Origin of the sequence: Cyanobium sp. BA5m-10, assembly GCF_024346255.1 — a bacterium.
GTDB lineage: Bacteria > Cyanobacteriota > Cyanobacteriia > PCC-6307 > Cyanobiaceae > Cyanobium_A > Cyanobium_A usitatum.
In genome coordinates, this window is sequence record NZ_JAGQCP010000019.1 from 25,151 (window position 1) to 46,666 (window position 21,516).

The window sequence follows — 21,516 nt, forward strand, 5'->3', positions numbered from 1 at the left end:
AGACAGTGCGATCAGGTAAGCAAGCGCCATGACCGAACTCGGCAAGTGCCCCTTCAACCATGGCGGAACTGCGGTGGCGGGCCACGGCCCCGCGCCGCGCGACTGGTGGCCCCAGCAGCTCAGCCTGGGGATCCTGCACCAGCACAGCCCGGTCGCCAATCCGTTGGGGGAGGCTTTTCACTACGCCGAGGCCTTCCAGGAGCTCGATTACCCGGCCCTCAAGGGCGAACTGATCGCCCTGATGACCGACTCCCAAGACTGGTGGCCCGCCGACTGGGGCCACTACGGCGGGCTGTTCATTCGCATGGCCTGGCACAGCGCCGGCACCTACCGCACTGCCGATGGCCGCGGTGGTGGTGGCACCGGCAACCAACGCTTCGCGCCGATCAACAGCTGGCCCGACAACGGCAACCTCGACAAGGCCCGACGGCTGCTCTGGCCGATCAAGCAGAAATACGGCAACCAGATCTCCTGGGCCGACCTGATGATCCTGGCCGGCAACTGTGCCCTCGAATCGATGGGGCTGCGCACCTTCGGCTTCGGCGGCGGCCGCGCCGACATCTGGCAGCCGGAGGAAGACATCTACTGGGGCAACGAAAAGACCTGGCTCGGCGATGAGCGCTATAACGACGATCGCCAGCTGGAAAACCCACTGGCCGCTGTGCAGATGGGGTTGATCTACGTGAACCCAGAGGGCCCCAATGGCGTGCCCGATCCGGTGGCGTCGGGGCGCGACGTGCGAGAGACCTTCGCGCGCATGGCGATGAACGACGAGGAGACCGTGGCGCTCACCGCCGGCGGCCACACCTTCGGCAAGGCCCACGGCGCCGGCAGTGAAGAGCTGGTGGGCCCCGCTCCCGAAGGGGCGCCACTGGAGGAGATGGGGCTGGGTTGGCGCAACCGTCACGGAAGTGGCAAAGGAGCCGATGCCACCACCAGCGGTATCGAGGGCGCCTGGAAACCCAACCCCACCCGCTGGGACATGGGCTATTTCGACATGCTGTTTGGTTATGAGTGGGAGCTGATCAAGAGTCCCGCCGGTGCTTGGCAGTGGCAGGCCAAAGACTGCCGCGAGGAGCACCTGATCCCCGACGCCCATATCCCCGGGCTCAACCACCCGCCGATGATGACCACGGCGGATCTGTCGCTGCGCTTCGATCCGATCTACGAGCCGATCTCGCGCCACTTCCACCAGCACCCGGAGGCCTTCGTCGATGCCTTCGCCCGCGCCTGGTTCAAGCTCACCCATCGCGACATGGGGCCCAAAAGCCTCTACCTCGGCCCCGAGGTGCCCGCCGAAGACCTGATCTGGCAAGACCCGATCCCGGCGCTGGATCACCCCCTGGTGGATGGGGCCGCCATCGCCGATCTCAAGGCGCGCGTACGGGCCTCCGGGCTGAGCGTGGCTGAGCTGGTGAGCACCGCCTGGGCCTCGGCTTCCAGCTTCCGCGGATCAGATAAGCGCGGCGGCGCCAACGGCGCCCGGGTGCGCCTGGCCCCGCAAAAAGACTGGGCCGTCAACCAACCCGAGCAGCTGCAGCGTGTGGTGGCCGTGCTCGAGGGCATCCAGCAGGCCTTCAACGCCTCCCGCACAGATGGCGTGAGCGTCTCACTGGCTGATCTGATCGTGCTAGGCGGTTGTGTGGGGGTGGAGCAGGCCGCCGCCGCCGTTGCTCAGCCGGTGGAGGTGCCTTTCACTCCGGGCCGGATGGATGCCAGCCAAGAGCAAACGGATGCAGCCTCGTTTGCGGTGATGGAGCCCGAGTCCGATGGCTTCCGCAACTGGCAGAGGGGGCCGATGAGCGTGACGGCCGAGCACCTGCTGCTGGACCGTGCCCAGCTGCTCGGTCTAAGTGCACCCGAAATGACCGTGCTTGTGGGCGGCCTGCGGGTGCTGGGCGCCAACAGCGGTGGCGTGCCCCATGGGGTGTTCAGCGAGCGGCCGGGGGAGCTGAGCAACGACTTCTTCGTCAACCTGCTCGACATGGCCACCACCTGGAGCCCCACCGATGAGAGCGGCGAGCTGTTTGAGGGCCGCGATCGCCGCAGCGGTGAGCTGCGCTGGAGCGGTACCCGGGTGGATCTGGTGTTCGGCTCCAACTCCCAGCTGCGGGCGATCGCCGAGGTGTATGCCCAGAGCGATGGCGCCGTGCGCTTCGTGGGCGATTTCGTGGCCGCCTGGGTGAAGGTGATGGGGGCCGATCGCTTCGACCTCAAGGCTTGATCGGTAGCTGCACCCCAGCAGCACTCCTGCCCAGCTTTCATCAAAAAAGCCCCGCCAAATTGGCGGGGCTCCTGGCTAAGTAGGGCTCAGCCGTTAGGAATCAGCCCAGCGCTTTGGCAGTTGCCACCACGTTGTCGACGGTGAAGCCAAACTTCTCAAGGCAGACCGGGCCAGGTGCCGAAGCGCCGAAGCGGTCGATAGAGATGCAGGCGCCATCGAAGCCGGTGTATTTGTGCCAGCCGAAGGAGCTGGAGGCTTCCACCACAACGCGCTTGCGCACGGCGGCGGGCAGCACGCTTTCGCGGTAGGCGGCATCCTGCTCTTCGAACAGCTCAATGCAGGGCATCGAAACTACGCGGACGTTCTTACCTTCGGCGCGCAGCTGGGCTGCGGCTTTGGTGCAGAGCTCCAGCTCGGTGCCGGTGCCGATCAGGATTAGTTCCGGGGTGCCATTGCTGTCCTCCAAGATGTAGCCACCTTTGGCTACATGGGCCGCAGCCGAACCGGGCTGGTTGGCCATGGCTTGGCGGCTGAGGGCCAGCACGGTGGGGCGCTTGCGGTTGGTGACAGCCACTTGATAAGCACCCATGGTCTCGTTGCCATCGCCGGGGCGCATCACCAGCAGGTTGGGGATGGCGCGCAGGTTGGCGAGGGTTTCCACCGGCTGGTGGGTGGGGCCGTCTTCGCCCAGACCGATCGAGTCGTGGGTGAGCACGTAGATCACGCCCAGCTCGCTCAAGGCCGAAAGGCGCATGGCGCCGATCATGTAGCCGGCGAAAACCAGGAAGGTGCCGCCGTAGGGGATCAGGCCGCTGCCGTGGTAAGCGATGCCATTCATGATCGCCGCCATGGCGTGCTCGCGCACGCCGAAGTGCAGGTAGCGGTTGGCTTCGGCACCCTTCTGGAAGCTCGCCTCGCCTTTGATATCGGTGAGGTTGGAGTGGGTGAGGTCGGCCGAGCCGCCGATTAGCTCGGGCAGGTTGGGGCCGAAGGCGTTAAGGGCGTTGTAGGAGTGCATGCGGGTGGCCAAGCCCTTGTCTTCTGGGCTGAAGCTCGGCAGGGAAGCGTCCCAACCCTGGGGCAGCTCGCCGCGAAGCTGGCGCTCGAATTCAGCCGCTTCAGCGGGGTACTGGCTGCGATAGGTGGCCAGGCTGGCGTTCCAGGTGGCTTCAAGTGCTTCACCGCGGCTGATCGCTTGGCGCCAGTGGTCGTAGGCATCCTGGGGAACCTCAAATTCGCCGTAGCTCCAGTCGAGGGCTTTGCGAGTGAGCTCTGCCTCGTCGGCGCCTAGGGCTGCGCCGTGAACTCCAGCGGTATTGGCCTTGTTTGGCGAGCCGTAGCCGATCGTGGTGGTCACCTTGATCAAGCTGGGCTTGTCGGTGACGGCCTTGGCTGCCTCGATGGCTTGGGCAATGGCGGCCACATCGGTGTTGCCATCCTTGACGTGGATGGTGTGCCAGCCATAGGCCTCGTAGCGCTTCAGCACGTCCTCGGTGAAGGAGACCGAGGTGTTGCCGTCGATGGTGATGTGGTTGTCGTCGTAGAGGGCAATCAGCTTGCCCAAGCCCAGGTGGCCGGCCAGGGAGGCGGCTTCACCGCTCACGCCTTCCTGGTTGCAGCCGTCGCCCATGATCACGTAGGTGTAGTGATCAACCAGGTCGCAACCTGGCTTGTTGAACTTGGCAGCCTGGTGCGCTTCGGCGATAGCCAGTCCCACGGCGTTGGAGATGCCCTGGCCTAGGGGTCCGGTGGTGACCTCAACGCCGGGGGTTTCGAAGGTTTCAGGGTGACCAGGGGTGCGGCTGCCCCACTGGCGGAACTGCTTGATGTCTTCGATGGTCACCGAGTCGTAGCCGGTGAGGTGCAGCAGCGCGTAAAGCAACATGCAGCCGTGGCCAGCCGAGAGCACGAAGCGGTCCCGGTTGAACCACTTGGGGTTCTTGGGGTTGTGCTTAAGCACCTTGTCCCACAGGGCGAAGGCCATCGGGGCGCAGCCCATAGGCAGGCCGGGGTGGCCCGAATTGCTCTTATTAATCGCGTCAATCGCTAAGAAGCGGATGCTGTTGACGCAGAGCGATTCGACGGATGTGGAGGGAGCGGCGACCATGGCTAAGGCAGGTGGAGGAGTGGGAGGAGGAGGCTCACGCCATGCGGCGGAACGCCAGGCAGACGTTATGACCGCCAAACCCGAAGGAATTGGAGAGCACCACGTTGAGGGTGTGTTCCCTGGCCTGGTTGGGAACCACATCCAGATCACAGGCCGGATCCGGATTTTGGTAATTGATGGTAGGTGGCACCAGGTTGTGCTCAATAGCCAGCACCGCGGCGACCGCCTCAATGCCGCCGCTGCCTCCAAGGAGGTGGCCGGTCATCGATTTCGTGGAGCTCACGGGTATCTGGTAAGCCCAATCCCCGAGGGCACTCTTGATGGCGGAGGTTTCGTTGCTGTCGTTGGCCTGAGTACTGGTGCCGTGGGCATTGACGTAGTCGACGGCTTCTGGCTCAAGCCGGGCATCCTTGAGGGCAAGTCGCATGGCTTCAGCACCGCCACCCCCTCCCGGGGTAGGTGAGGTGATGTGGTGGGCGTCGCAGGTCATGCCGTAGCCCACCACCTCCGCCAGGATCTGGGCACCGCGAGCCTGGGCGTGCTCCAGGCTCTCGAGCACAATCACCCCGGCGCCTTCGCCGATCACGAAGCCGTTGCGCTCGGCGTCGAAGGGGCGACTGGCCGTGCTGGGATCGTCGTTGCGGAAGGACAGGGCCTTAGCGCTGGCAAATCCCGCCACCCCCAAAGGGGTAATGGCCGATTCAGCGCCACCAGCGACCATCACGTCAGCCAGGCCCAGCTGGATCAGCCGGTAGGCATCACCTATGGCATTGGAGCCGGCGGCGCAGGCGGTGGCCACCGCGCTGCTGGGTCCCTTGGCGCCAAGGGCAATGGCCGTCAGGCCAGTCGCCATATTGGGGATCATCATCGGCACGCAGAACGGACTCACCCGATCGGGGCCCCGATCTTTGAGCACGTGGGCCTGGGTTTCCATCATCAGCAGGCCGCCAACGCCGGAGCCAATGGCTGTGCCCACCCGGTGTTGGTTGGACTCATCAATGGTGATGCCCGCATGGGCGACGGCTTGCTTGGCGGCGATTACCCCAAACTGGCAAAAGCGATCCCAGCGCTTGGATTCCTTCGGCTCTAGCCAGCCGGAGGGATCAAAATCTTTTACTTCAGCTGCGAAGCGACAGGCATGCCGACTGGCATCAAAAAGAGTGATACCCGCCACGCCGTTGCGCGCCGTGCTCAGACCTTCCCAGTAGCTGGAGACGTCGTTACCGATCGGTGTGATCGCGCCGAGACCGGTGACGACGACGCGTTGGAGACCCTGCACCATGGGGTGGCTCAGGCCTGCTTGTCCTGGATGAACTTGACGGCATCGCCAACTGTGGTAATGCCTTCGGCAGCTTCGTCAGGGATTTCGATGTCAAAGGCTTCTTCCAGAGCCATTACCAGCTCGACGGTGTCGAGGGAATCGGCACCCAGATCATTCTGAAAGTTTGATTCGGGCTTCACTTCGCCAGCGTCAACGCTGAGCTGCTCGGCAACGATCGAGCGCACTTTCTCGTAGATCGCTTCCTGGGACATGACTGCTTTGAGAGTCGCGTCACTCTACGGGTCACCCCGCTGGGCTCCCCCCGGCGTATGAACAAGGGTGACGGGCTGCGGGCTTCGTTGCTGCGGGTCCGGACCCTGTGGGTACGTTGGGCTCCACGCCGTTTGTTCCCGGCTCAGGCCCATGTCCCACGCCGTCAAGATTTACGACACCTGCATCGGTTGCACCCAATGTGTGCGCGCCTGCCCACTCGACGTGCTCGAGATGGTGCCCTGGGATGGCTGCAAAGCCGGCCAGATTGCATCCTCTCCCCGCACTGAAGATTGCGTCGGTTGTAAGCGCTGTGAAACCGCTTGCCCCACCGACTTCCTCAGCATTCGCGTTTACTTGGGCGATGAAACCAGTCGCTCGATGGGCTTGTCCTACTGAAGATCATTGGCGCTATTGCCAATAAGCTCAAGCCCGGCCCTTCGCCGGGCTTTTTTGTTGCGTTCCTCGCTGGCCCAGGCCTATGTGCGGCATCGTTGCCCTGATTGGATCGCGGGAGGCGGCTCCCCAACTGCTGGAGGGGCTGCGCCAGCTGGAATATCGCGGCTACGACTCCGCCGGTATTGCCACGGTTGACGGGGCGGGGCTCCATTGCCTCAAGGCAGAGGGCAAGCTTGTAAATCTCACGACCCGCTTTGAGGCCCAGGGAGCTCCGGGGCAGTGCGGCATTGGCCATACCCGCTGGGCTACCCACGGCAAGCCGGAGGAGCGCAACGCCCACCCCCACCTAGATGGCTCTGGTCGTTTGGCGGTGGTGCAAAACGGCATCATCGAGAACTACCGCCGCTTGCGGGAGGAGCTGCAGTCGCAAGGGGTGCTGTTCCGCTCCGAGACCGATACGGAGGTAATTCCCCACCTGCTGGCTCGGGAGCTGGAGCGCCGCCGGGCGGCAGGTGAGCAGGCTTCAGCGGCGCTGCTACTGGCTGCTTTGCAGTCGGTGTTGCCGTTGCTGCAGGGGGCCTATGCCCTGGCGGTGGTGTGGGCAGAGGCCCCTGGCGCCCTAGTGGTGGCCCGTAAGGCTGCGCCCCTGCTGATCGGCCTTGGGGAGGGGGAGTTTCTTTGCGCCAGCGACACCCCGGCCCTGGCGGGCTTCACCCGCACGATTTTGCCGATGGAAGACGGCGAGGTGGCCCTGCTCACCCCGCTTGGCATCGAGCTTTATGACGCTGCGGGCCAGCGGGTTCAGCGCAGCCCCAGCCTGCTTAGCGGCACCGAGCACGTGGCGGATAAGCGCAGCTTCCGCCATTTCATGCTCAAGGAGATCCACGAGCAGCCTGAAACGGCCGCCCTTTGGGTGGCTCGGCACCTGCCAGAGGTTGTGGCAGGGGAAGCGACTCCATTGGTGGCACTACCTCTGGCGGCTGAGGTGTTTGAGGGTGTGGAGCGGATCCAGATCCTGGCCTGCGGCACCAGCCGCCACGCCGCCCAGGTGGGCGCCTATCTGCTGGAGCAGCTGGCAGGTATCCCCACAAGCGTTTTTTATGCCAGTGAATTTCGTTATGCGCCGCCGCCGCTGAGCCCCCACACGCTCACGATCGGCGTGACCCAGTCGGGGGAAACCGCCGACACCCTGGCGGCCCTTGCAATGGAGCAGGAGCGTCGCCGGCTGGTGGCCGATCCGGCCTATCGGCCGCGGCTGCTGGGCATCACCAACCGGGCCGAAAGCTCCCTGGCCCGGATGGTGGACCACATCCTTGACATTGGCGCCGGCATTGAGGTGGGCGTTGCGGCCACCAAGACCTTCCTTGGCCAGCTGCTGGCTTTCTACGGGTTGTCCCTGGCATTTGCGGAGCGGCGAGTGGGCCAGCGGCAGGGTGGCGTTAGCTCGGGCCGCAGCCGCGAGGAGCTCAAGGCGCTGGTGGCCCAGTTGCGCCAGTTGCCCCAGCAGCTGGAGGCCCTGGTGGCAGACCACGACCAGCGCTGCGCTTCCCTGGCCCACCGCTTTGAGGGCACTCAGGATGTGATCTTTCTGGGCCGTGGCATCAACTACCCGATTGCCTTGGAGGGTGCGCTCAAGCTCAAGGAGATCAGCTACATCCACGCCGAGGGCTATCCGGCCGGCGAGATGAAGCATGGGCCGATCGCCCTGCTTGATGCCAAGGTGCCTGTGGTGTCAATCGCCATGCCAGGTGCGGTGTTCGACAAGGTGCTCAGCAATGCCCAGGAGGCCAAGGCCCGCGATGCCCAGCTGATCGGTGTGGCACCCGAATGCCCAGACGCTGAGTTGTTTGATGTCTTGCTGCCGGTGCCGGCGGTAGACGAGCTACTCAGCCCGCTGCTAACGGTGATTCCCATGCAGCTGCTCAGCTATCACATCGCCGCCCACCGGGGCCTGGATGTGGACCAACCCCGCAACTTGGCCAAGAGCGTCACTGTGGAGTGAGGGTCGGAGTGAGGGTTGGAGCTGGGCTGGCGTCGCTGCGTCCGTAGCGATCTTCAAAGCGGACTATGTCGTCTTCGCCTAGGTAGGGGCCGCTCTGCACCTCGATCAGCTCCACCGGAATCTTGCCCGGGTTGGAGAGGCGGTGGCGGCAACCCAGGGGGATGTAGGTGCTCTGGTTTTCACCTACTAGCTCCAAGTTTCCATCCTTTTCAACCACCGCCGTTCCCTGCACCACGATCCAGTGCTCGGCGCGGTGGTGGTGCATCTGCAGCGACAGGCTGGCACCGGGGTTGACCACGATCCGCTTCACCTGCCAGCGCTCACCCTCGGTGACGCCGTCGTAGGAGCCCCAGGGGCGGTAGATCTTGCGGTGAGCCTTGCTCTCTGGTGCCCCTTCCCTCTCCAGCCGCCCCACTATTGCTTTGACCTCCTGGGCTCGGTCGCGGTGGGCTACCAGCACGACGTCATCGGTTTCCACCACCACCAGATCCTCTACACCGAGCCCCACCACCAGCCGATGCTCGCTGCGTAGATAGCAATTGCTGCTTCCCTCGCTAATCACCCGGCCCCGCAGCACGTTGCCGTCGCTGTCTTGATCGGCGGTTTCCCACAGGGCGCTCCAGCTGCCCACATCACTCCAACCTGCCTCCAGGGGCAACACGGCGCCGCGGTCGGTGCGCTCCATCACCGCCACATCCAGCGCCACGCTGGGGCAGCTGGCAAAGGCCTCCCGCTCCAGCCGCAGAAAGTCGAGATCGGCGCTGTCGTGCTCCAGCGAGGAGCGGCAGGCGCTCACAACCTCAGGTGCCAGCCGCTCCAATTCGGCCAGGATCGCGCTGGCCTTGAACAGGAACATGCCGCTGTTCCAGGTGAAGCGCCCCGTCGCAAGAAATTGCTCCGCGGTGGCCCGATCCGGCTTCTCCACAAACCGGGCGATTGGTACCGGTTCGTTGGCACCGAGCAGCGACTGGGCGGCTTCGATGTAGCCGTAGCCGGTTTCTGGCGCCGTGGGCACGATTCCAAATGTCACCAGCTGGCCGGCTTCAGCTGCTGCCATCCCCGCAGTCACCGTGGCGCGGAAGGTGGCGGCATCACGGATCACGTGGTCTGCCGCCAGCACCAGCAGCAGGGGATCTTCCCCATGGGCGGTGGCCTGCAGCGCTGCTACCGCCACCGCCGGAGCGGTATTGCGGCCGATCGGCTCCAGCAGGATCGCTTGGGGCTCCACGCCGATCTGGCGCAATTGCTCGGCCACGATGAAGCGGTGGTCTTCATTGCAGATCAGCAGAGGGGCTCCTAAACCCGGCAAACCCGCCAGGCGCTGCTGGGTCTGCTGCAGCAGCGTGTCTTCTCCCGTGCCTGCCAGGGGCCAATACTGCTTGGGGTAACTAGCTCTCGACAGCGGCCACAGCCGCGTGCCCGTGCCGCCGCACAGGATCACCGGCACAAGTGCACTGCTTAGGGAGCTAGGGCTAGTTGCCATGGACCGGACTGGGTTGAACCCATTCAAGGTCACCTTTGGCTAACCAGCAAACGGCTGCCTTCTAAGAGTCGCCTAAAGCTCCAGCAGCCCGGGGGGCGGGGTGATGCCGATCCAGCCTTCCTCGAGATGGACTTCTGGCACGATTGCAGTCACGAAGGGGATCAGCAGTCGCCGCGGGCCATCGGGGGTTTCCTGCTCTACCTCCAGCAGGTCGTTGCCAGCGTGGATCAGGTCGCGAACCTTGCCAATGGGCCGTTGATCCTCCAGCAGCCGCACTTCGGTGCCCACCAGGTCGAGCAGGTGAAATTCACCTTTGGCCAGCTTGGGGCGGTCGGCTAGGGGCACCAGCAACTGGTCACCCACCAGGGCTTCGGCCGCTTCCCGGCTGTCGATGGCGGCGAGTCGCACCACAAACAGTTCCTTGCCTGGCAGTTGCCTGCCGCTCAGCAGCTCCACTTGCCGCGGCGCCTCTTCCCGCCGCTGCAACCAGCGCCGGCCTGCCCGGGTGAACCGCTCCGGGAAATCGCTCATGGGCAGCACCCTCAGCTCGCCCTGGAGCCCTTGGGCTGAAACCACTTTGCCGACCACAAGTAGATCGTCGGGGGCAGGAGTGGCGCTCTGGCTGCTGCTGGTTTGATCGGCCATGGCCAGCTACATCCCGCGTCACCCGATAATGGCCCTACGCCTCGCCTAAATCATGGCTGACCTGCCGATCCTGCCGGGCTCCACCGTGGTGGTGCGTGACGGCCGCTCGATTTACAACGGCTATCGGGGCTTCGTGCAACGGATCAGCGGCCAGCAGGCCGCCGTGCTGTTTGAGGGCGGCAACTGGGACAAGCTCGTCACCATGCCGCTCAAGCTCCTGGAGCAGGCTTGATCACAGCGAGGGCGGCCCGGGCTGCCTCCTGTTCGGCGCTGCGCCTTGAAGGCCCCCAGCCGGTATGGCTTGCCTGGCCCGCAATCGCCACGCTGCAATAAAAGCGGCGCGGGTCAGCGTGGACTTGGCTGCGCTCCTGGCAGTCGTAGTGCGGCAGGCCCAGCCCGGCCGCCTGGGTCCACTCCTGCAGGGCCGACTTCCAGTTGTGGCGGTCTGGATCGGCCAGCAATTCGCTGCTGCTGCCCTGCCAGTGGGGAGAGAGCCAGCGGTGCACCGGCTCCAGTCCGCCCTGGCCGGCGCCCCAGGCTTCATAGAGTCCACCTAGCAGGGCTTCACAGCATTCCGCCCGCACCGTGGCTCGTCCGGCCTGATCACCACTGGCCATTGGGCCTAGGTGCAGCACGGATTCGATCTTGCAGTGCTCGCCCAGTTCGGCCAGCCAGCGGTCGCTTACCAATTGGGCTCGCAGGGCAGAGCAGCGCCCCACGCTCAGGTTTGGATAGTGCCGTTGCAGAAACTCCGCTGCGGCTAGGCGCAGCACGGCGTCGCCAAGGAATTCCAGGCGCTCGTGGTTGCGGGCCAGACCCGCTGAGGTGTGGCTGAGAGCCTCCTCTATGGGGGCAAGGTCACGGTCGCCAACCTCCAGGCCCAGGGAGCGCAGGAAGGCAACCAGCTGCTGGTGGCGTTCGGGCCGCATGGGCTGGCGGGAAAAAAGTGGTGAAAGCAGGACGTAAGCCGGGTTCTGTTCTCCCACCAGCGAGCCGGTGGGGGGTGATCATCTGTCTGGGACCGCCGTTGCCGGCGGCCTCGAGCGGCGCACTTGAAACGGGACGGGTGTCATGGCCAACCGTTGTCCCTGGGCCTTGCTCCTAGCTGGGGTTTACCTAGCCAGCACCTCTCGATGCTGCTGGTGCGCTCTTACCGCACCCTTGCACCCTTACCTGTGCGGGGGGCGAGCCCCCTGCCATCGGCGGTGTGTTTCTGTGGCACTGTCCTCACGGTCACCCGCACTGGGCGTTACCCAGCAAGCCTGGCCATTGGGGAGCCCGGACTTTCCTCAACCAAGGGCTCCAGCTTCCTCCGTGGAGGTGCCGCAGCCCTGATCGCGATCACCTCGCCTGCTTTCGCATTCCATAATGGCGACACGGACTTCTTGCGGGATGGCCGGGATGGGGCTGTAGCTCAGCCGGATAGAGCGACGGTTTCCTAAACCGTAGGTCGTGGGTTCGAGTCCCGCCAGCCCCGTTCTTTAAAACCTCAGTCACGCGATGAAGCTTCGCCAAGCCAGCCTTCACGGCTAGGGGTAGCGAGCGCTACAGGTGGTGCCCTACCCATTCGCACCACCGGGGCTAGCGTGGTCCCAGTCGTTTGACCGCGATGACCCAGCTTCACGATCTGCGTCTGCGTCTGCTGGTGCAGCAGGAGAGCGAACGCATCGCCGATAGCCAGCCCGATGAGCTCGACCTTTCGGTGGTTCAAGCCCGCTGCCTTTGCTGGCTGGCCCTGCTAGCTGAGGCTCACGAGGAGCAGGCCACCGATGCTGAGCGCAGTGGTGATACCGAGCAAGCCATGGGCTGGTTTGCCGATTCGATGCGGCTGCGCGACGCAATCAACGTGGTGACCTCGATCGAGATCCCCTTGGCGGCGTGAGTGCCATGATGGTGATTGAGATCCAAAGGGAGTGCGGTGCCAGAAGAGCCCTGCCAATGCCCTGATTGCCAGCGGTTCTATCGGGAACATGACCGATTGATCCGTGAAAACCCCACCCTGCGTCAGCAGCAGGAGCTGAATTGGGCTGCACTGCAATCTTTTCGCACCCTGGCAGGCCGGGTGATGGAAGAGTTGCAAAAGCAGCAGGAGGCAACAGAAGCTGCCGCCAGTCAGGCCAATGCCGCTCCTGGCGGCCAAGGGGCAGGTACAGGGGCTGTTGAGGATGAGGGCGCTGAGCCCGATGCCTTCCAGCAGGCCATGGCGGACCTGGAAAACATCAATGCCCACCTCTTCTCCATTGAGGCGCTGATGGAGCGCATCTTTGACGTGCGGGTGCCCGACGAGGTGGAGCAAAAGTTTCGGGAAGTGGCCGGTGAGCTGGCCCCTGATCCGCTTAATGCCGATCGCCTAAGGCTGAATCGGCTGCTCCACCAAACTCCAGACCTGCCCGGTTAATCGAGCTCGCAGGTGATCGTGACTGGGAAGCTTTCGGCTTTCCAGATCCGCTCGGCGTAGTCGCGGATTGAGCGATCTGAAGAGAAGAAGCCACTGCGGGCTGAATTCAGCAACGACATGCGGTTCCAGCGACCCCTGTCGGCCCAGGCCAGGTCGACCTCGGACTGGGCCCGCAGATAGTCGTTGAAGTCGGCCAGCACGAAGAAGGGATCCCGGCCGGTGAGGTTTTGCAGCAGCGGCCTAAATAGGTCGCCATCCCCATTGCTGAAGTGGCCCTGCTCCACCAGTCGCAGGATCTCGGCCAACTCGGGCATTCCCCCGATCAGCTCCCAGGGGCGATAACCCGACTGGGACAGCTCGGAGATCTCCTCAGCGGTCTTGCCAAACAGGAAGAAGTTCTCGGCACCCACCTGTTCGCGGATTTCCACGTTGGCGCCATCGAGAGTGCCGATGGTCAGCGCCCCATTCATGGCGAACTTCATGTTGCCGGTGCCGGAGGCTTCCTTGCCGGCGGTGGAGATCTGCTCAGAGAGGTCGGAGGCGGGATAAACCCGCTCACCCAGCTTGACGTTGTAATCAGCCAGGAAGATCACCCGCAGCCGGCCCTCCATGTCGGGGTCTGCGTTGATCGTTTCGGCGATGCCGTTGATGAAACGAATAATTAGCTTGGCCATGTAGTAGCCAGGTGCTGCCTTGCCGCCGAAGATCACCGTGCGCGGGGCCATACCCTCAGCCTGACCATTCTTGATGCGCAGGTACTGGGCCACCACCTGCAGGGCGTTTAGGTGTTGGCGCTTGTATTCGTGGATCCGCTTCACCTGCACATCGAACAGGGAGGTGGGATCTACCAGCACACCCGTGTGGCGATGGATGTAACGACTCAGCTGGCCCTTAACGCCCAGCTTGGTGGCCTCCCAGCGCTCAAGGAAGCTGCTGTCGTCGACAAACTGCTCTAGGCGGCGCAGCTCATCGAGGCGGTTAATCCAGCCGGTGCCAATTGATTCGTTAAGCAGGGCTGAGAGCTGGGGATTGGCCAGGGCCACCCAGCGCCGGGGGGTGACGCCGTTGGTGACATTGGTGAATTTCTCGGGCCATAGGGCCGCGAATTCAGGAAACAGTTCGGTTTTGACCAGTTCGCTGTGCAGGGCTGCTACGCCGTTGATGTGGTGGGAAGCAACGGTGGCCAGATTGGCCATACGGACGGCTTTGTCGCCCTCCTCATCGATGATCGAGACCTTGCGCAGGATCTGCTCGTTGCCCGGATATTTCAAACGCACCTGTTGCAAGAAGCGGCGGTTGATTTCGTAGATCAGCTCCAGGTGGCGGGGTAGCAGGGAGCCAAATAGCCCCAAGCCCCACTTCTCGAGGGCTTCCGGCAGCAGGGTGTGATTGGTGTAGGAGAGCGCGCGACTGGTGATGTTCCAGGCAACCTCCCAGTCCAGGTGCTTGTCATCGAGTAGCAGGCGCATCAGCTCCGCTACGGCGATGGCCGGGTGGGTGTCGTTTAGCTGCACCGCCCAGTGATCGGGGAAATCCGTGATCGGGATGCCGCGGGCATCGAGGTTGCGGATCATGTCCTGCAGGGAGCAGCTCACGAAGAAGTGCTGCTGCTTCAGGCGCAGGCGCCGACCCTCATCCGTGCCGTCGTTGGGATAGAGCACCTTGGAGAGGGTCTCGGAGCCCACCTTTTCCTCTACGGCGCCGTAATAGTCTCCGCTGTTGAAGGCATAGAAGTCAAACGATTCGGCGGCATCGGCTCGCCACAACCTCAGCCGGTCGCAGGTGTTAACCCGGTAGCCCAGCACCGGCACGTCGTGGGGAATGCCGATGGCGTGCTCTGCTGGAATCCAGCGCACCCGGTAGGTGCCGTGCTCATCGCGGTAGCTCTCGGTGTGGCCACCGAAGCCCACGAAGCAGGATTGATCGGGGTGGGGCAGCTCCCAGGGCCAGCCGCTCTTGAGCCACTTATCTGTGATTTCCACCTGCCAGCCATCGCGAATCAGCTGGTCAAAAATGCCGAATTCGTAGCGGATGCCGTAGCCGGTGGCTGGGATTTCCAGTGAGGCCAGCGACTCCAGGAAGCAGGCCGCCAGTCGTCCCAGGCCTCCGTTGCCCAGGCCAGGCTCCTCTTCGACATCAAGGATCTCGTTGATGTCGTTGATGCCGAAACGGCGCAAGGCTTCTGCCGCTTCTTGCTGGATGCCCAGCATCAACAGGTTGTTGCCCAATTGGGGCCCGATCAGAAATTCAGCGGAGAGGTAGGCCACCACTCGAGTCGGGGTGGCACTGAGCGCCTCAATGCCAGCCAGGTATCGGGTCATCAGCCGGTCGCGCACCGCGTAGCTGAGGGCCATGTAGAGGTCGTGTCGGCTGGCTGTGGGGGCGAGCTTGCCGAGCGTGTAAAAAAGGTGTTCGGTCATGCCGTCGAACACGTTTTCCGCGGTCAGGCCACTGCGATCTGGGTCGGCGTAGCAGCCCGGGGTGGGCAGACGCAGGTTGCTGGGTTGGAAGTCGCTCATATGAGTGATTCTCCCGCATGGGCCGCTGCAGGCAGTGGGTTCCATCGCCAGTTGGTGACATCCTCCGCATCCATGCCGTGCTCATGGGCGTGGGCCCGGTTGGCCAAGATCGCCTCCTTCATGCGCTCTTTGACGTGGGCAGCGCGGGAGCCCAGGCCCGCAACCCGGTCGATCACATCAATAACCAAGTTGAAGCGGTCGATCTGATTGTTCATCGCCAGCTCCAGAGGGGTGTTGATGTTGCCTTTCTCCTTGTATCCGCGCACGTGGAAGTTGACGTGGTTGGTGCGGTGGTAGGTGAGTCGGTGGCTTAGCCACGGGTAGCCGTGAAAATTGAAGATCACCGGTCGATTCGTGGTGAATAGGCTGTTGAAGTCCCGATCGCTGAGGCCGTGGGGGTGTTCGCCCGGTTGGCATGGGCCCAGATAAAAGATTGACCCGGGCTCGAGCCCCAATGCCCCAGCAGCCGACTCTTGATATGGGCAGGTTGCAGCGGTTCGCGCAGCAGGGGGTTGTCCTGCAGGTAGATCATCCCCACCGCTAATTAGTTGGCGGCCCGCCACCAGGCATCAAGACGCTGCAGTTGCTCTGCCATTACCCGCGTCATCTACTCGATATTCAGACCGTAGCCACGGTTGCCAAACCCCAACCCCACGGCCTGATAGTGATCAGGGTCCAAACACCGTGGCGCGGGCGGCTTTATGGTCGCGCCTCCCACTACCGCGAACTCACCTATCCATGGTTCTGCCAGCGCTTTTGCTTGAAATCGGCAGTCACCAAGCCGAAGTTGCTGAAACCCTGATTTCGGTGGGGGAGTTTCTAGTGATCTTCGTGGCGGCCAGGCTGCTGGCGGAGCTGATGGTGCGAGTGCAGTTGCCCACGATCCTGGGGGAGCTGGTAGCTGGCGTTCTGATTGGCGTTTCCGGCCTGCATCTGATCGTGCCGCCCGAAACCCAGGTCCAACTCAGCAGTTGGGGCTTGGGCTTGCTCAGCTCTCTGGCCGACCTCTCACCGGAAATGGTTCAGGAGATCTACGCCGAGACCTTCCCGAATCTGCAGGCGGTCTCCCAGATCGGCCTGTTTGCTCTGTTGTTTCTCACCGGACTGGAAAGCGAGCTTGATGAGCTGGTAGCGGTGGGTGCCCAGGCCACCACCGTTGCCGTAACCGGGGTGGTGCTTCCCTTTGCCCTAGGTACTGCGGGCCTGTATTACATCTTCCATGTGCCCCTGATTCCTGCGATCTTCGCCGGTGCGGCGATGACGGCCACCAGCATCGGCATCACCGCCAGTGTGTTTGGTGAGTTGAAGTTTCTGCGCACGCGCGAGGGTCAGACGGTGATCGGCGCGGCCGTACTCGATGACATTCTTGGCATCGTCATTTTGGCTGTGGTGGTGAGCCTGGCTGGCGGCGAGGGCTTCAGCCTTGGCCCGATCCTGAAGTTGGTTGCGGCGGCAGCGGCGTTTGTCGCGGCAGCCCTGTTCCTGAGCCGCACTGCTGCTCCTGGGTTCGACTGGCTGCTCGATCAGCTCAAGGCCCCTGGCGAAGTGGTGGTGGCGGCTTTCGTGGTGTTGTCGCTCTGCTGTTTTGTGGCCCAGGCGATCGGCCTGGAAGCGGCTCTTGGGGCTTTCGCTGCAGGCTTGATTCTCAGCTCTTCTAAGCACACTCATGCGATCCAGGAAACCGTTAAGCCCCTAGTTGCCCTGTTTGCCACGATCTTCTTTGTGCTTATTGGCACCGGCATGGATCTGTCGGTGCTCAATCCCCTGAACCCTGAAAACCGGGAGGGATTGATCGTGGCGGCCTTCCTGCTCACCGTGGCGATTGCCGGCAAGGTGGCAACCGGCTGGAGCTACATCAGCAAGGAGAAAACCAACCGGTTGGTGGTTGGTTTAGGGATGATGCCCCGCGGCGAGGTGGGCTTGATTTTTCTTGGCCTGGGTACCCAGGCTGGGTTGCTGACAAAGCCGTTGGAGGCCGCAATCTTGCTGATGGTGATCGGCACCACCTTCCTGGCGCCGATCCTGCTCAGACTGGTGCTGGGTGGCAGCGCTGGAGGTCCGGATCTTGATCCACTTGCCGAAATTCCAACTTGAGCGCTGGGGCCTGAGTTGGGGGGGCTGGCTAGACAATCGCCACGGTGAGTGGTGGCTGCTCGCCCAGCTGGCTCTGATTGCCGCCCACCTGCTGCCGCCCTGGCCTGCCCCCGGTGCCTGGGGTTATGCCTGGCCCCTGCCGCTGGCCTTAGCCGGTGCCATTTTGCTGCTGCTGGGTCTGGTGTTGGCAGTCCAGGCGTTCTGGGGGCTGGGTTCCAGCCTTACGCCCCTGCCTGATCCGATTCCTGGCGCCCCGTTGGTGACAAGCGGGGCCTACGGCCGTTGCCGTCACCCCCTCTATCAAGCGGTGCTGCTTTGTTCCCTGGGGGTGAGTTTGGCCCTGGGCAGCCTGCTGCATCTGGCCTTGCTGCTCGCCCTGGTGGCCGTGCTGGGCGGTAAGGCGCGCCGCGAGGAGCGGGCCCTTGAGCTTGCCTATCCCGATTACGCCATCTACCGGGCCCGCACACCAGCAATCATTCCCCGTCTTCCCTGGCTCGACTGGCGAGCGCTGTGAACAGCCCCCAGCCTGCGGCGATCAGGCCGAGGCTGCTGGCCCAGTCGGGGCCTAGGGCCCAGCTCAGGCTCAGGTCGGCCAGCACCCCGATGGTCAGGGCCAGCAGCAAGCTGCTAATCACCAGCATCACCTGCTGGACAGGGCTCGGCAGGGAGCCCGCGGCCAGGGCTTCCTCCATGCGCCCCAGGGGGCCGCTCAAGGGGAGGTAAAGGGCCAGGGCCCACAGGGCGATCCCCGGCAGGAAGGGGCTCCAGTCAGGGCTGGTGAGGGGCAATGGCGCGCCGCAGATCTCCCTAGCATCGACCACCCTGGACACATCAAGGTGGCTTCCTTGTCTGTACCCCAGCCCTGGAGCTACGCCGGCCATCCAGTGCACGCCATCGCAGCGGCGCCAGCTGATCCCGATGGCCCCGCGATCCTGCTGGTGCATGGCTTTGGTGCTTCCACCGACCACTGGCGCCACAACATTCCCGTGCTGGCCCAGCGCCATGAGGTGCACGCCATCGACCTGCTGGGCTTCGGTCGCAGCGCCAAGCCGGCCGAGCTTGCCTATGGCGGCCCCCTCTGGCGCGACCAGCTGGCCGTATACGTGAGCGAGCGCATCGGCCGGCCAACGGTGCTGGTGGGTAATTCCCTGGGCGGTTTTTCAGCCCTGGCTGCTGGCGCTGCCCTGGGGGACCAGGCGGCCGGGGTGGTGCTTCTAAATGCGGCAGGGCCGTTCAGCGATGAGCAGGCGCCGCCTAAGGGCTGGGGAGCGATCACCCGCCAGACCATTGCGGGAGCCCTGCTCAAAAGCCCGGTGCTGCAGCGGTTGTTGTTTGAAAATTTGCGCCGGCCGGCCACGATTCGCCGCACCCTCAACCAGGTGTACGTCGACAAGACCAACGTCGATGAAGCCTTGGTGGAGGCGATCCGGCGGCCGTCGCTGGATCCGGGGGCCTTCGGTGTTTTCCGCACCGTGTTTGATATCCCCCGCGGCCAGCCCCTCGATGAGTTGTTTGCCCAGCTGACATGTCCGTTGCTGTTGCTCTGGGGCATCCGGGACCCCTGGATCAATGCCGTGGGCCGGCGGGCTGCTTTCCAGCGCCATGCTCCGGCAGGCACCAGCGAAGTGGTGCTCGAGGCGGGTCACTGTCCTCACGACGAGGTGCCAGATCAGGTGAATGCTGCCCTGCTCGACTGGATCGCGGGCCTTAGCTCGGGGGCGGCTCCACTCCCGGCAGACGACCGCGCGACAGTTGCTGCTTCGGGTCAAACTGCCGCTTGATCGCTTCGGTCATGGGCCGCGATGGGGCATCCAGCCAGGCCGGCAGTTTGCTGCTGGCTGGCTGGCGTAGCACCGTCAGGTAGCCACCAACCTGCTGGCAATGGCGCCTGAGCGCCTCCACCTTGTAGGTCGGTAGGGCTGAGGCAGTTGCCCAGGCGAGACCTAAGCCACTGCCAGCCCCCAGGACCACCGGCAAGCCGGCCAGGGCTGGATCGTTGAGCAGGGCAGTCGTCTGGTTGGGGCGCACCGCCAGCCGCAGCAACCAGTCGCTGGACCCAGTTTCAGACCCTTGGCTTTGGCCTACCAGGCTTGCGAGTTCGGCGGGTTCAAGAGTTTGGGCCGTAATTGCCAAGGCAGCAGCCTTGGCGGCGATGCAGCTGATCTGCTCATTGAGAGTGAGGGCGTTGATGCTGGCCAGGCTGATCAGCAGTCCGGTGCCGTCTTCTTGGGCGGCAGAGGGGCGCCACCAGTCGATCCGCTCCGGGCTGAGGCTTGAGCCCAGCAGCCAGGCGGCCAGTTGGCCGAGGGCTTCTAGCGGCCCTTCCAGCTTCAGTCCGCGCCGCTGGGGTGGCTCCGGCATGGTGCGCAGGGTGAGGCTGCTGATCAGTCCTAAGGACCCCCAGCTGCCCGCCATCAAGCGCATCAGGTCGTAGCCGGCCACGTTTTTCACCACCTTGCCCCCGGCCCGGGCGCGGGTGCCGTCGCTGCGGATTAATTCCAGGCCAATTATCTGGTCGCGCACGCCCAGATAGCGCTGGCGCAGACCGCCGGCCAGGCCTCTTGCCACAAGGCCGCCCAGGCTGCCGCTGGCTTGGCCGCCCAGGCCACTGCCCCAGGGCCAGTCAACGGCTAGCCATTGCCTGTGGCGGGCGAGCTCGGCTTGCAATTCGACCAGGGGCGTGCCGGCCAGGGCCGTCACAGTGAAATCGCCAGGGCTGTGCTCCACGATGCCGCTCAGCCGCCTACAGCTCACGGTGGCGCTGCCGCCCATAACTGGCGGCCCCCAGTTGAGTCGGCTGCCCAGGCCGGCGGGTTGCCAGGGCGCAGCCTGCTGGTGCAGCTCGCGCACCAGCTCCTGCAGCTCCCTGGGCTCCGGAGTCATCACGGCACGATGGTGCCATGGCCGCCTCCTCCAAAATCATCGTCATCGACGATGACCCCACCGGCTCCCAGACGGTGCACAGCTGCCCGCTGCTGCTGCGCTGGGATGCCGCCACCCTGGCGGCGGGGCTGCGGCACCCTTCGCCGCTGCTGTTTCTGCTGGCTAACACCCGGGCCCTGGCGCCGGAAGCAGCCGCGGAGCGGGTGCGCCAGATCTGCCGGGCCCTAGCCGCGGCCCTGCCCCTGGCAGGCATTGAGCGTTGGTGGCTGGTGAGTCGCGGCGACTCCACCCTGCGGGGTCACTTCCCGTTGGAGGTGGAGGTGATAGCGGCCGAGCTCGGCCCCTTTGCGGCCACCTTGTTGATCCCGGCCTTTTTTGAGGGGGGCCGCACCACCGTGGACGGGGTGCATCGCCTGCACGGCCAGCCCGTGCACGAAACCGCCTTCGCCCGCGACCGCCTGTTTGGCTACGCCAGCAGCGATCTACCGGTTTGGGTGGAGGAAAAAAGTGGGGGCCGTATCGCCGCTCACCAGGTCCAGCGTCTGTCGGGCGCCGAGTTGGATTACGCCGCTGGCGATGGCGGCCAGGCCCTGGCGGAGCGACTGGCGGCCCTAGATGGCAGGCCCGTGGTAGCCGTTGACGGGGAGCGACCTGAGCAACTGACCGCCCTGGCCCAGGTGGTGCGCCAGGCTTGGCCTCTGCCGGTGCTGTCCCAGTCGGCGGCCAGTTGGATCCAGGCCTTAGCGGCTTTGCCGCCCCAGCCCCTGGCTGGAGCGGCCCTGGTCCGGTTGCGGCGCCCCAAGCCAGGGCTGGTGCTGGTGGGCTCTCATGTGCCCTTGGCTGATGCCCAGCTCACCCAGCTGCTGACGGAGCCCCGCTGCGTGGGACTGGAGCTGCCCGTCGCCAAGCTGGCGCGGCTGCTGGAAGGCCCCCTGCCGGAGCCCGTGCTGGCTTCCCTGGAGGCCGACTGGCTGGTTCAGTTGCGGAGGGTGCTGGCCCAGGGGCAAACGCCCGTGCTCTACACCAGCCGGGGTGAGCTCCAGTGCGCATCAGTGGCGCAGCGCCGCCGCTTAGGCGACGCTCTGGCGGCGCTAATGGCCCGGTTGGCTGCTGCCCTGGCCCCCCAGTTGGGTTACCTGATCAGCAAGGGGGGCATCACCACCCACACCCTGCTGGCCGATGGTCTGGCTCTGGCGGCGGTCGAGTTGAAAGGACAGCTGCTGCCTGGGCT

20 protein-coding genes, 1 tRNA gene, 1 other RNA gene and 1 pseudogene are annotated in these 21,516 nt (G+C 64.4%); 11 read left to right on the plus strand and 12 right to left on the minus strand.

Translation table 11 applies throughout. From position 1 onward, the window contains the following. The first annotated feature begins 28 nt into the window (after nt 1–28). A complete protein-coding gene (gene katG, locus KBY85_RS08345) occupies nt 29–2,224 on the plus strand; it encodes a catalase/peroxidase HPI (RefSeq protein WP_254961038.1) in 2,196 nt (731 codons plus the stop codon). 100 nt (nt 2,225–2,324) lie between these two features. On the opposite strand, the gene tkt is transcribed toward katG, so the two are convergent. The 3 genes from tkt to acpP are packed head-to-tail and all read right to left on the minus strand — an operon-like array spanning nt 2,325 to nt 5,864. Next, the gene (tkt, locus tag KBY85_RS08350; protein WP_254961039.1) at nt 2,325–4,331 is read right to left on the minus strand and encodes a transketolase; all 2,007 of its coding nucleotides are present in this window, start codon (nt 4,329–4,331) and stop codon (nt 2,325–2,327) included. Between the two features lie 34 nt (nt 4,332–4,365). After that, nucleotides 4,366–5,613, minus strand: a complete 1,248-nt coding sequence (gene fabF / locus KBY85_RS08355) for a beta-ketoacyl-ACP synthase II (protein WP_254961041.1) — start codon at nt 5,611–5,613, stop codon at nt 4,366–4,368. Between the two features lie 8 nt (nt 5,614–5,621). Further along, nucleotides 5,622–5,864 carry an acyl carrier protein gene (gene acpP, locus KBY85_RS08360; RefSeq protein WP_106632933.1) on the minus strand — a complete coding sequence of 81 codons (243 nt, stop codon included), beginning with the start codon at nt 5,862–5,864 and terminating at the stop codon, nt 5,622–5,624. 151 nt (nt 5,865–6,015) lie between these two features. Here acpP and psaC point away from each other — a divergent pair, with 151 nt between their 5' ends. After that, nucleotides 6,016–6,261 (plus strand): photosystem I iron-sulfur center protein PsaC, encoded by a 246-nt coding sequence (psaC, locus tag KBY85_RS08365; RefSeq protein WP_006042515.1) that lies wholly within the window; start codon nt 6,016–6,018, stop codon nt 6,259–6,261. An 82-nt stretch (nt 6,262–6,343) separates the two neighbouring features. Further along, on the plus strand, nt 6,344–8,263 hold the full coding sequence (gene glmS, locus KBY85_RS08370) for a glutamine--fructose-6-phosphate transaminase (isomerizing) (protein ID WP_254961043.1): 1,920 nt from the start codon (nt 6,344–6,346) through the stop codon (nt 8,261–8,263). On the opposite strand, the gene KBY85_RS08375 is transcribed toward glmS, so the two are convergent. Together KBY85_RS08375 and rimM are read right to left on the minus strand one after the other, a co-directional pair. Continuing rightward, a complete protein-coding gene (locus tag KBY85_RS08375; RefSeq protein WP_254961045.1) occupies nt 8,250–9,746 on the minus strand; it encodes a mannose-1-phosphate guanylyltransferase/mannose-6-phosphate isomerase in 1,497 nt (498 codons plus the stop codon). The genes glmS and KBY85_RS08375 overlap by 14 nt on opposite strands. A 72-nt stretch (nt 9,747–9,818) precedes the next feature. After that, the gene (gene rimM / locus KBY85_RS08380) at nt 9,819–10,391 is read right to left on the minus strand and encodes a ribosome maturation factor RimM (protein WP_254961046.1); all 573 of its coding nucleotides are present in this window, start codon (nt 10,389–10,391) and stop codon (nt 9,819–9,821) included. 52 nt (nt 10,392–10,443) lie between these two features. On the opposite strand from rimM, the gene KBY85_RS08385 reads away from it, so the two are divergent. Further along, nucleotides 10,444–10,623, plus strand: coding sequence for an NAD(P)H dehydrogenase subunit NdhS (locus KBY85_RS08385; RefSeq protein ID WP_106632954.1), 180 nt, complete (start codon nt 10,444–10,446; stop codon nt 10,621–10,623). On the opposite strand, the gene KBY85_RS08390 is transcribed toward KBY85_RS08385, so the two are convergent. Beyond that, nucleotides 10,601–11,320 (minus strand): ribonuclease III family protein, encoded by a 720-nt coding sequence (locus tag KBY85_RS08390; protein WP_254961048.1) that lies wholly within the window; start codon nt 11,318–11,320, stop codon nt 10,601–10,603. The genes KBY85_RS08385 and KBY85_RS08390 overlap by 23 nt on opposite strands. A gap of 18 nt (nt 11,321–11,338) precedes the next feature. Next, nucleotides 11,339–11,749, minus strand: an RNA gene (gene rnpB / locus KBY85_RS08395) — RNase P RNA component class A. A gap of 45 nt (nt 11,750–11,794) precedes the next feature. On the opposite strand from rnpB, the gene KBY85_RS08400 reads away from it, so the two are divergent. The 3 genes from KBY85_RS08400 (at nt 11,795) to KBY85_RS08410 (ending at nt 12,789) form a co-directional block, all read left to right on the plus strand. Continuing rightward, nucleotides 11,795–11,868: transfer RNA gene (locus KBY85_RS08400), tRNA-Arg, on the plus strand. Nucleotides 11,869–12,000: 132 nt separating this feature from the next. Continuing rightward, a complete protein-coding gene (locus KBY85_RS08405) occupies nt 12,001–12,273 on the plus strand; it encodes a hypothetical protein (RefSeq protein ID WP_254961049.1) in 273 nt (90 codons plus the stop codon). Nucleotides 12,274–12,309: 36 nt separating this feature from the next. After that, on the plus strand, nt 12,310–12,789 hold the full coding sequence (locus KBY85_RS08410) for a hypothetical protein (RefSeq protein WP_254961050.1): 480 nt from the start codon (nt 12,310–12,312) through the stop codon (nt 12,787–12,789). Here KBY85_RS08410 and KBY85_RS08415 read toward each other — a convergent pair. The 3 genes and pseudogenes from KBY85_RS08415 to KBY85_RS16065 all read right to left on the minus strand — a co-directional run bounded on the left by KBY85_RS08415 (nt 12,786) and on the right by KBY85_RS16065 (nt 15,840). Next, nucleotides 12,786–15,308, minus strand: a complete 2,523-nt coding sequence (locus tag KBY85_RS08415; RefSeq protein ID WP_254961051.1) for a glycogen/starch/alpha-glucan phosphorylase — start codon at nt 15,306–15,308, stop codon at nt 12,786–12,788. The genes KBY85_RS08410 and KBY85_RS08415 overlap by 4 nt on opposite strands. Continuing rightward, nucleotides 15,305–15,721, minus strand: a pseudogene (locus tag KBY85_RS08420) (phosphoketolase); the annotation flags it as partial. The pseudogene KBY85_RS08420 and the gene KBY85_RS08415, both read right to left, overlap by 4 nt. Next, entirely contained in the window at nt 15,649–15,840 is a 192-nt protein-coding gene (locus tag KBY85_RS16065; RefSeq protein ID WP_396121835.1) for a hypothetical protein, read from the minus strand. The gene KBY85_RS16065 and the pseudogene KBY85_RS08420, both read right to left, overlap by 73 nt. 206 nt (nt 15,841–16,046) lie before the next feature. On the opposite strand from KBY85_RS16065, the gene KBY85_RS08425 reads away from it, so the two are divergent. Further along, complete coding sequence (locus KBY85_RS08425; protein WP_254961052.1) at nt 16,047–17,402, plus strand: cation:proton antiporter; 1,356 nt, start codon at nt 16,047–16,049, stop codon at nt 17,400–17,402. Next, nucleotides 17,383–17,916: an isoprenylcysteine carboxylmethyltransferase family protein gene (locus KBY85_RS08430; protein ID WP_254961054.1), complete on the plus strand. Its 534-nt coding sequence runs from the start codon at nt 17,383–17,385 to the stop codon at nt 17,914–17,916. Before KBY85_RS08425 ends, KBY85_RS08430 begins: the two co-directional genes overlap by 20 nt. Here the strand turns inward: KBY85_RS08430 and KBY85_RS08435 are convergent. Next, nucleotides 17,876–18,190, minus strand: a complete 315-nt coding sequence (locus tag KBY85_RS08435) for a hypothetical protein (protein WP_254961055.1) — start codon at nt 18,188–18,190, stop codon at nt 17,876–17,878. The genes KBY85_RS08430 and KBY85_RS08435 overlap by 41 nt on opposite strands. Before the next feature lie 48 nt (nt 18,191–18,238). Between KBY85_RS08435 and KBY85_RS08440 the strand changes: the two genes are divergently transcribed. Next, a complete protein-coding gene (locus KBY85_RS08440) occupies nt 18,239–19,183 on the plus strand; it encodes an alpha/beta fold hydrolase (RefSeq protein WP_396121834.1) in 945 nt (314 codons plus the stop codon). Here KBY85_RS08440 and KBY85_RS08445 read toward each other — a convergent pair. Then, complete coding sequence (locus KBY85_RS08445) at nt 19,110–20,285, minus strand: FAD-binding oxidoreductase (protein WP_261359569.1); 1,176 nt, start codon at nt 20,283–20,285, stop codon at nt 19,110–19,112. The two genes, KBY85_RS08440 and KBY85_RS08445, sit on opposite strands and share 74 nt — an antisense overlap. A gap of 17 nt (nt 20,286–20,302) precedes the next feature. Between KBY85_RS08445 and KBY85_RS08450 the strand changes: the two genes are divergently transcribed. Continuing rightward, nucleotides 20,303–21,516: four-carbon acid sugar kinase family protein (locus KBY85_RS08450; protein WP_254961059.1), on the plus strand; the 1,214-nt coding region annotated here is incomplete at its 3' end.